General features: G+C 67.1%; 11 protein-coding genes and 2 pseudogenes. 8 read left to right on the forward strand and 5 right to left on the reverse strand.

Annotated elements, in window-relative coordinates; all coding sequences use genetic code 11:
* The 5 genes and pseudogenes from ACZ6JY_RS40600 to ACZ6JY_RS40620 all read left to right on the forward strand — a co-directional run.
* A pseudogene (locus ACZ6JY_RS40600) lies at positions 1-147 on the forward strand (IS5/IS1182 family transposase); the annotation flags it as partial.
* Positions 148-312: 165 nt separating this feature from the next.
* Positions 313-666 (forward strand): SPDY domain-containing protein, encoded by a 354-nt coding sequence (locus ACZ6JY_RS40605; RefSeq protein WP_205033604.1) that lies wholly within the window; start codon positions 313-315, stop codon positions 664-666.
* Positions 667-768: 102 nt separating this feature from the next.
* Complete coding sequence (locus ACZ6JY_RS40610; protein ID WP_469204613.1) at positions 769-1257, forward strand: hypothetical protein; 489 nt, start codon at positions 769-771, stop codon at positions 1255-1257.
* A gap of 78 nt (positions 1258-1335) precedes the next feature.
* The gene (locus ACZ6JY_RS40615) at positions 1336-2022 is read left to right on the forward strand and encodes an SPDY domain-containing protein (RefSeq protein WP_469204614.1); all 687 of its coding nucleotides are present in this window, start codon (positions 1336-1338) and stop codon (positions 2020-2022) included.
* Between the two features lie 450 nt (positions 2023-2472).
* Positions 2473-3510: a DUF6615 family protein gene (locus ACZ6JY_RS40620; protein ID WP_469204616.1), complete on the forward strand. Its 1038-nt coding sequence runs from the start codon at positions 2473-2475 to the stop codon at positions 3508-3510.
* Positions 3511-3639: 129 nt separating this feature from the next.
* Here the strand turns inward: ACZ6JY_RS40620 and ACZ6JY_RS40625 are convergent, their stop codons facing one another.
* From ACZ6JY_RS40625 to ACZ6JY_RS40635, 3 genes and pseudogenes are all read right to left on the reverse strand, one after another.
* A complete protein-coding gene (locus ACZ6JY_RS40625) occupies positions 3640-3846 on the reverse strand; it encodes a hypothetical protein (protein WP_469204617.1) in 207 nt (68 codons plus the stop codon).
* A 78-nt stretch (positions 3847-3924) separates the two neighbouring features.
* A pseudogene (locus ACZ6JY_RS40630) lies at positions 3925-4910 on the reverse strand (IS481 family transposase).
* An 87-nt stretch (positions 4911-4997) separates the two neighbouring features.
* A complete protein-coding gene (locus ACZ6JY_RS40635) occupies positions 4998-5363 on the reverse strand; it encodes a VOC family protein (RefSeq protein WP_469204619.1) in 366 nt (121 codons plus the stop codon).
* Between the two features lie 96 nt (positions 5364-5459).
* Here ACZ6JY_RS40635 and ACZ6JY_RS40640 point away from each other — a divergent pair, with 96 nt between their 5' ends.
* Positions 5460-6425 carry a helix-turn-helix transcriptional regulator gene (locus ACZ6JY_RS40640; RefSeq protein WP_469204621.1) on the forward strand — a complete coding sequence of 322 codons (966 nt, stop codon included), beginning with the start codon at positions 5460-5462 and terminating at the stop codon, positions 6423-6425.
* Positions 6426-6447: 22 nt separating this feature from the next.
* Here the strand turns inward: ACZ6JY_RS40640 and ACZ6JY_RS40645 are convergent, their stop codons facing one another.
* Positions 6448-6762: a hypothetical protein gene (locus tag ACZ6JY_RS40645; RefSeq protein WP_469204623.1), complete on the reverse strand. Its 315-nt coding sequence runs from the start codon at positions 6760-6762 to the stop codon at positions 6448-6450.
* 555 nt (positions 6763-7317) lie between these two features.
* Here ACZ6JY_RS40645 and ACZ6JY_RS40650 point away from each other — a divergent pair.
* Positions 7318-8130 carry a tyrosine-type recombinase/integrase gene (locus tag ACZ6JY_RS40650; protein WP_469204625.1) on the forward strand — a complete coding sequence of 271 codons (813 nt, stop codon included), beginning with the start codon at positions 7318-7320 and terminating at the stop codon, positions 8128-8130.
* Entirely contained in the window at positions 8130-8366 is a 237-nt protein-coding gene (locus ACZ6JY_RS40655) for a helix-turn-helix domain-containing protein (protein WP_469204626.1), read from the forward strand. The genes ACZ6JY_RS40650 and ACZ6JY_RS40655 overlap by 1 nt, the downstream gene beginning before the upstream one ends.
* On the opposite strand, the gene ACZ6JY_RS40660 is transcribed toward ACZ6JY_RS40655, so the two are convergent.
* Positions 8363-8637 (reverse strand): transposase (locus tag ACZ6JY_RS40660; RefSeq protein ID WP_469204628.1); only part of this gene is annotated, 275 nt, incomplete at its 5' end. The genes ACZ6JY_RS40655 and ACZ6JY_RS40660 overlap by 4 nt on opposite strands.

The following is an 8637-nucleotide window of genomic DNA, read 5'->3' on the forward strand; positions in this document are numbered from 1 at the left end:
GATGCTTCGCCCGCCTCAAGCAGTTCCGCGCGATCGCGACCCGGTTCGACAAGCTCGGCGACCGCTACCGTGCCGGAGTAGTCCTGGCTTCCTTGATCCTCTGGCTCCGCGAGTCCACGGGGTAATCATTTGTCAGACAGGCCCTAGCGCTGTTGGCCTGACTTCATTGCCAGAACGACTGGTTTGGATGACGACGGACAGCAGTTCGCCGGGGGCAGACAGGAAAGATCGCGAAAGGACTGGTATAAGCCGCCAGGGGCATGTCAACGTAGACGACCTTCCCTGAAACCCCAGGTCAGAGAGGTGATGCCCATGACCGTGGACGCGTCCACCCCCGGATTCTCCACCACCACCGAAGCCTTGCGGCTGCGCTCGTGGCAGCTGGGCCCCGGCCAGCCGACGATGGTCACCGACCTGTTCAAGGCCGAGTTCTTCCACCTCGTCGTGGACGACCGCGCCGACGTCCACGTCAGCAGCAAGGACGGCCGCTTCTACCTCGGATGGTTCCCCCTCGGCCGCCCCGGCACCGACGGCGACGGCTGGACCCTCGCTGTCACCGGCACCGCCAAGGTCCCCGGCTACCGGATCCGATTCGACACCGAAACGCCGGCGGAGATCGTCGCGGCCACGGTCCAGCGCGTCCTGGCCACCTCCCGGCCTCTGTGAACCGACCGCAGACCCTGCACGGAACAGAGCCGCTGCTCACCTACGGCACGTACCCTGCCCTCGGCCCCTGCGGGGGCGCCCGCTACTGCAAGGAGATGCGTCTTGGCCCCGGAGTTGACCGTCGGCGACCTGCTGGACCGCCTGTCCGCCAGCGACCGCGACGTGGTGGTCCGCCTGTGGATCAACCCCTTCGCCCGCACGGCCCGCCGCCTGGGCGGCGTGGTCCCCACCCGTGACGACGCCGGCCGGCCGGTGGTGTTCATCGCCGAGGCCAAGGACGCCGAGCCGCTCGGCGCCCTGCCCGAGACGACCGTCGGCGACCTGCTCGACCAGCTGTCGGCCTGCGACCGCGACGCCGTCGTGCAACTCGCCCTCAACCCCGACTTCCCGATGGCCCACCGCGCGGGTCCCGTTACCGCCGCCCGCGATGAGAAGGACCGTCCCGTGCTGCTCCTCACCGAGCCGGACGAGGACGAGGCCGAACAGTTCGGTCCCCTGTTGCCCGCCGTCGCGGTAGCGCTGACCTGGCACGCACCCACCGAGGCCCCGCCACGCCGACGGCGCGGCACCCGCCCCAGCGGCGGGCAGTGAACCACCCCCGAGCCCACGGAGGCGCCCCTGCACCCGCACCATCCCACTGATCCCTCCCACCCCGCTTCGCCGGACGCCGTGCGCTGGGTCACCCCGCGCCATCTGGCCGGCGATGACGACGTCCTCGCCGAGCGCATCGGGGACACCCTTACCGGCCTGGGGTGGCGCATGTGGCCGACCTCCCGCGACACCCTGCTGTACGTGAGCCCCGACGAGCTGCGCGGCGCCGAATGGATCCTGGCCAGCAGCCCGTTCACCCTCGGCGGCCTGTGCGTGGCCCTGCAGATCTCCGCGCGTTCGGATGCCGACAGTGCCCTGGTGCAGTGGAACGCGTACTTCACCACCGGCGTACCGCACGAGGCACTTCACGACTTCCTCGTCGCGCTCGACGCCAGCGCGGTGCCCGACATGGGCTTCGAGGAGCCCGAGGCGGTGGTCACGGCTCTGAGCGCCCAGGGCTGGATCCGTGACGTGGACCGCCCCCGCACCGCCGCCACGGATCCCGGCTTCGCCTCGCACATCTCGCTCGAGATGCTGCCGGACCTGATCGCCGACGCCGCCCTGCGGGAGGACCTGATGGGCTGGCAGGCATGGGCCGAGCCCACGTTCGCCGCCCCCTACCTGTGGTGCGCGAACTTCAGCCCGAGCGTCCCCCACGAGCTGGTCGCGGCCTTCGCCGCTTCGCTCGCCTCCCCGGCCCCGGTGGCACGCCACCGGCTGCCACAGAGCGCGGAGAAGCGACTCACCATCGTCCACCGCGGCTGACCAGCAGGGCCCGGCACGTTGTCGGGCCCTGCCCTCCGCAGGCCGCGTTCACACCTCAGACCTGGCAGAGGTGTCCCCGACGAACCCGCTGCCCGCTGCCGAGGCTCAGCGCTGCGAGCGCTGCGGCTCCAACGGATTCCTCGCCTGGGCCGCGCGGGCGGCGCCGCGATTGCCGAGCGGGTCACCGTCATGTCCCCGCTGCGCACGGAGGCCCGGGCGAGCGCGCCGCGAGGTCCGCCTGAGCGGGGCGCGCCTGCGCCGCGAGCGCGTGGTCACCGTGGAGCGCGTGGACCCTGCGACGCCGAGAACAGCTCGCGAGCGGTGAGCGCCAGAGCGTGGTCATGCCCAACACCCGTGGCCTGTCAGGCCCTTTGGCCTGGCGGGCCTTCGGCGTACACGGGGGTCGTGCCCGCCCTTGGATGGTGAGCGCAGCAGTGGTCTGATAGGCCCATGATCACGCCGTACCGTCACGGTCCCGTTGATATCTGGCCCGGCCAGCGCCCGTCGCTCTGCGGCCTGTTGAAGTGGATGGCCTCCGACACCTTCCACTGGCTTGGTGACGGCTATCGCCATGCTCCACCACCAGGCGAGGAGACCTTCACGGATCTCCACATCCGGCACCTGCGGCAAGCCATGGGACACCGCCTGAAAGCCATTCAGTTCACCAAGAGGCAGGAGAGTTTCAACGGTGCCGACTGGGAGCTTTGGATCCACAACCGGTCCCACGGAATAGGTCTGAGGATCCAGGCCAAGAAACAATCCCGAAAAGGTCAGTACGGCTTTTGGTACTGGCTTCATGAACGTTCAGCTCTGCAGTGTGACCTCCTCGTCCATGACGCGCTCATCACGCAGTGCGTTCCCGTATACCTCCTGTACAACCACCGCGGGCCGTGGACCGTCGCCCAGGGCCTTGCGCAGGGCCTGTGCGGTCATACGGCATCAGACCAATCGCACTACGGCTGCACGCTGTTGTCCGCCTTCCATGTGCAGGCGGCACTCTTCCGACTCGTGATCGATAATGACCTGTACGGCCACTACCGGAACATCAGCCACCAGCGGCTCCGGCAGATGTCCGCGCCGTGGAATCAGGTGTTGTGCGACGTGCAGGAACCCAAAGAAGTACGGGATTCTCGTGGCGTCGCCACACTGAAGGCGATACAGCGGCGAAGCGCGGCGTTGGAACAATCCGGACTGGAAGCACTGGGGCGAGTCAATCCCGAAGGGTTCTCGACTCCGAGCCATGTGCGACGAGACCATTCAGACCTCGGAGACGCCCCAGAGCTCAGGACGCGCCTGGACGAGACGCCGGCAATGGGGGACGCCCAGACGGCACTCAGGCCGCTTCCCCAACGTGTGCTCAGGCTGCTGGAAGCAGACGACCCACGCCCGCCGGAGCCCGACGTTCCCACGAGTGCGGTGCTGCTGTACGACGTCACAGACGCCGAGGAACGCCTGGTCAACGAGCGGGGGCGCCTGCACCACTCGTAGCCGATGGCGACATGACAGTGCCCCTGTGGATGCCAATCGGCATCCACAGGGGCACTGTGTAGCGGTCTTGCTACCGGAGCCCTTGCGGGCCTCGCCCAGACGGACACCGCCTGTACGACAGTGCCAGTCCTAATTCACGTCAGCGTGCCGAAGGATGAGCTGGGTGCCGAACGCGATGAGGCCCACGCTCGCTCCCCCGGCAACGCCCACCAGCCACCACTGGGCGTTGCCGGTGAACGATGAGGTGAACAGGCCAAACAGCAGTGCCGTTCCGCTGCCCAGCCAAAGGGGAGGCGGTGCATCGGGCGTTGAGGAGTAGCCGCGTGCAGAGCACATTTTGGATGGTCCTTCCTTCGAACGGTCTCCAGGGGCGGACGACTCAGCCACGGGAGCGGGCCTTGGCGAGGGCCTTCTCTAGATGTACTGACCGGGGACGTTAGTCAATCGTGTGAACGGCGGCTGACTGCCACACGCGGTGTGCGGACGGTGATGGTTGTACTGGTGGAGCCAGCCGGACAGTGCGTCTCGTCGTTCTTGCTCGCTGGTGTAGCAGCGGGCGTAGGCCCAGCCGTCGGCCAGGGTGCGGTGGAAGCGCTCGACCTTCCCGTTGGTCTGCGGACGGTAAGGGCGCGTGAACTTCGGCGTGATCGACAGCGCGTCGCACGTGTCCCGCCACAGGTTTGACCGATAGGCACCTCCGTTGTCCGAGAGCACCTCTCGATGGTGACGCCGCGCGCGGCGAACCACTCCACCGCGCTGTGCAGCACGCTGACTGCGGTCATGGACGTCTCGTCATCGTGGACCTCGGTGTATGCGACGCGAGAGTGGTCATCGATGACGGTGTGCACAAACGCGTATCCGAGCTTCGGGCCGCCGTAGGCGTTGCGTGACTTGCCAGGAGTCGCGGAGCGGTGTTTTTCGCCTTGGCGGCGACCGACGTAGCGCCAGCCGCCGCCGTCGGGGATATTCCCGAGCTTCTTCACGTCCACATGCACCAGCGATCCCGGATGGTCGTGCTCATACCGGCGGACGGGCTCGCCGGACGCGCGGTCGACGTAGGCAAGTCGGTTCAGGCGGGCCGATCGCAGGATTCGGTGCACTGTCGACGGGGCGATGTTGAGTCTCGCAGCGAGCTGGACCGGCCCTTCCCGCAGACGTAGTCGTAGGCTGACGCACCTCTTCGTCACGGTCTTGGGTGTCTTGGCCGGCGAGCTCCGCGGTCGTGAGGATCGGTCCTGCATGGACTCGCCTGCGAGGTAGCGGTCGAGCCAGCGCTTCACGGTCGGCCAGGACACCTGGAATCGGGCCGCGACTTCGCTGATGGGCCAGCCGTCGTCAGCGACGAGTCGAGCGACTTTCAGACGGTGGCGCGGTGTGAGGGCCGCGTTCGTATGGGACATTTCTGAGCTCCTGGACAGGCTGAAGGGCCGGCCATGGTGTGTGGCCGGCCCTTCAGCCTGGAGACATGTGGGTAGGGATTGTGCGGCTCAGTCGACTGGGGAGACTCGGATGAGGTTGCCGTCGGGGTCTGTGATCACGAACGTGCGGCCGAAGACAGCATCGTGCGGCTCCTGCACGACGTGGACTCCCTTCGAGGCCCAACTCGTGAAGATCTCGTCGATCGCCTCCGGTGGCCCCGGCACCATGAGTCCGATCTCGGTCGTACGAGGGGTGCTCGGGACCGCGTGCTCGCTGTAGCCCGTCCACAGCGCGAACAGGACACCGGGGGCAGCTTCGAAAGCTACGTAGTGGGGACTGGTGAAGGTCGGTTCGATCTCGAACAGGTCACGGTAGAAGGCGGTGGCGGCCTCGGCGTCGCGGACGCCGATCAGGAACAGGTTCGGTGTGGGCATGGAGCGCTCCTCAACTCGTTGATTACTCGGTACAGCACCCAGTGGATCGCCCCATCGCGACAGAACCTGTCATCTTTTCTGAGAACATGGGTCAGCATGAAGGCTTCAAGGCTCTTGCATCTCCTGTTGCTCCTGCAGACCCGTCAGCGGCTCACTACGACGGAGCTCGCCGCGCGTCTTGAGGTGTCCCGGCGTACTGTGCTGCGGGATGTCGAGGCGCTCTCGACAGCGGGTGTGCCCGTCTATGCCGAACGCGGGCGTAACGGCGGGATCGTCCTGCTCCCCAGCGCACGGCTCAACGCATCCCATCTGGAACCACCAGAGCTGGAGGCCCTCTCCGTAGCTGGCTTGGACAGCGCACAACGTGAGCGAATGGGCCTGTCTGCGGTGTGGGAGTCGGCGGAGCGCAAGATCGCCGCTCGCCAGACTGCAGCACCTGAGTCGCCGAGCCCGCTGCGGCTGGCGGACCTGGTGCTCGTCGACAGCGCCGCGTGGTTTGCTGCCCCCGAGGCAGCGGTCGATGTATCGGATCTGGCCTCGGCCCTGCGACACTGTCGACGCCTTCGAATCCAGTACCGGCGCAGCGCCGAGAGCCAGGCCTCGACACGGGTGGTTGACCCGTACGGGATCGTGGCGAAATCAGGTCGCTGGTATCTCGTCGCCGATGACCAGGGGGACAGCCGGCTGCTCGCTCTGGAACGACTTTCGGCCTTCGAACAACTCGACGCGCCAGCCGTACTCCAACCAGACGAAAGCCTCCGCACCAGATGGGCTGCGTTGAAGAAACGCACCGAGGGGCAAGATCGTGTGAGCGTAACCATCCGCCTGCCGGAAAATGGCCTCGATCTGGCGCGACGCATCCTCGGCACCCGCATCCACCATGTCTCCGACCCGGAAAACGGCTCGCGCGTCGTCATCGTGCGCTACCCCGAGATCGAGTCGGTGCGTCAGCTCCTCCAGTTCGGCGACCACATCGAGGTGCTCGCACCAGAGGCGGCCCGCACACGCATCAGTCAGCTCGCCAGGGACCTGGCTGACAGACACCCAACCCCCGCAGCCTGATTGCCGATCAGAACCCCTGCTCTCAATCAACGTCTCCGGTCAGTACATCTAGATGGGTGCTGACGAGCGCTGGTGAGCCAGAGACGACTACGACGATGTTCCCCGTGCGGATCGCCGTCTGCTTGACGGCACTACGCTGCCCGCCGACAGAGTAGGTGAGCAGCTGGGTCCACTGATCGTCGCCGAGGTCGGGAGCGGTCGCGGTTTGAGTGGTCATGTCGATGGTGGTGCTGCCCGAGATCACCTGGTACTTCGGGCAAGAAGCCATTGCGTCGAAGATACGGCCGACGCCGTCGGACAGCTTCTGCGCGGTGGCGCTGTACAGCTCCTCGCTCACCTCGGGACCGACGCGAATCCATCCGGTGCGAACTGGACGCACATTCGCTGCGTTGGTCGGGCGGGCACGGACAAGCCGCTGATCAGCGGACAGAGGCCCCGCCGCATGCTTGCTGAGACGGCGCCGGAGGGCGAGGTCGTGTCGTTCTGCTTCACTCGATCGGATGGCGTGCCTGCCGTTCCCCTCTGGGCTTCGCATCTGATGCGAGATTCTCGCGCTCGATGCGACCTACGGAGCGTGACGAATTGGTGGGCAAGGACGGATTGGCACCGGGGACCGTGCGGCTACACCTGGCCGACGGCGTGCCGCTGTTGCGGCCGGAGGAGCAGGTCTTCGAGGCGATGCTGGACGGCTGGCGGAACCAGCAGCTGGCGCGGAACCTCGCGTTATCGACCATCAACGGCCGGGAGCGAAAGGTGCGGGCATTCACCGCGCACGCGGATGCCTTTCCGTGGAGCTGGTCCTCGACGCTGGCGGACGAGTGGTTCGGCGACCCTCGGGCGGTCGGCGGCTGCGTCCGCTCGACCCCTGCGCGGCCACCAGGGGGCAGTGCGGTTGTTCTGCGATTACGCCATCGACCCGGCCTACGGCTGGGCGGCCGAGTGCGAGCGCCGCTTCGGCACCCATCCGATCCAGGTGTGTCATGAGTGGAATACCGCCGTGCACACGCAGGAGTGCGAGGCCGAGGCCCCAAAACGGGCCTTTACCCGGGACGAGTTACAGGCGTTCTTCGACCACGCCGACGACGAGGTGAGCCGGGTCCGCGGCCGTGGCCGCAAGGGCTGGCTGCCTGCTTTCCGTGACGCGATGCTGTTCAAGACTGCGTACGCCTACGGGCTGCGGCGCAACGAGACGCGGATGCTGGACACGGCCGACTTCGGCCGCAACCCCGAAGGGGCGGAGTTCGGCGAGTACGGCGTTTGCTACGTCCGCCACGGCAAGGCGAAGAAGGGCTCGCCCCCGAAGCGCCGCAGCATCCTGACCGTCTGGGACTGGACGGCCGAGATCCTCGACCAGTGGGTCAGCGAGGTGAGGCCCGCTATGCGGCACGCGGACGGGCCCGCACTATGGCCGTCCGAACGCGGCCGGCGGGTCGGACTACAACGGCTGGACTCCCGCTTCGCCGCCTACCGCGACGACCTCGGCCTGGAGCCGGTCCTGGATTTCCACTCGCTGCGAAGATCCTATGTCACCCACCTGATCGAGGACGGTTGGGACGCGCTGTTCGTGCAGCAGCAGGCCGGCCACGATCACGCGTCCACCACCGCCATCTATACCTGCGTGTCTTCCGACTTCCGCACCCGCACCCTGCGCCGAGCCCTGGACGCCACCATCGAGGCCGCGCTCAAGCCCGCGAGGAGGGCCTGATGAAACGCCAGGTCAGCTATCAGTGGCGGCTGCGCGAGCGGATGGCCACCGCCGGGATGTTCACCACCAGCGAGCTCGCCTCGCCACTCGCCGATCGCGGCATCAACCTTTCGCTCTCTCAGATCCACCGCCTGGTCACCGGAACCCCCGAGCGGCTGTCCCTACCGGTGCTGGCCGCGCTCTGCGACATCTTCGACTGCACCCCCGCAGATCTGATCGCCACTAAGAGGTCCTAACAAAGACGTTGGACGTGACGGTGGGTGATGAGGCAGGTGGCGAGGCCGAGGAAGGCTTCGTGGATGTCGTCGCGTCTTTCCCAGCGGATGCGCAGGCGTCGGAAGCCGTGGAGCCAGGAGATGGTGCGTTCGACGACCCAGCGGAAGATGCCCAGGCCGGAGCCGTGCGGCTGTCCGCGTTCGGCGATCAGGGGCCGGATACCGCGTTTCCGCAGCAGTCGCCGGTACTTGTCGTGGTCGTAGCCGCGGTCGGCGAAGAGCATGTCCGGCC

The organism is Streptomyces sp. NPDC046335, assembly GCF_055587985.1.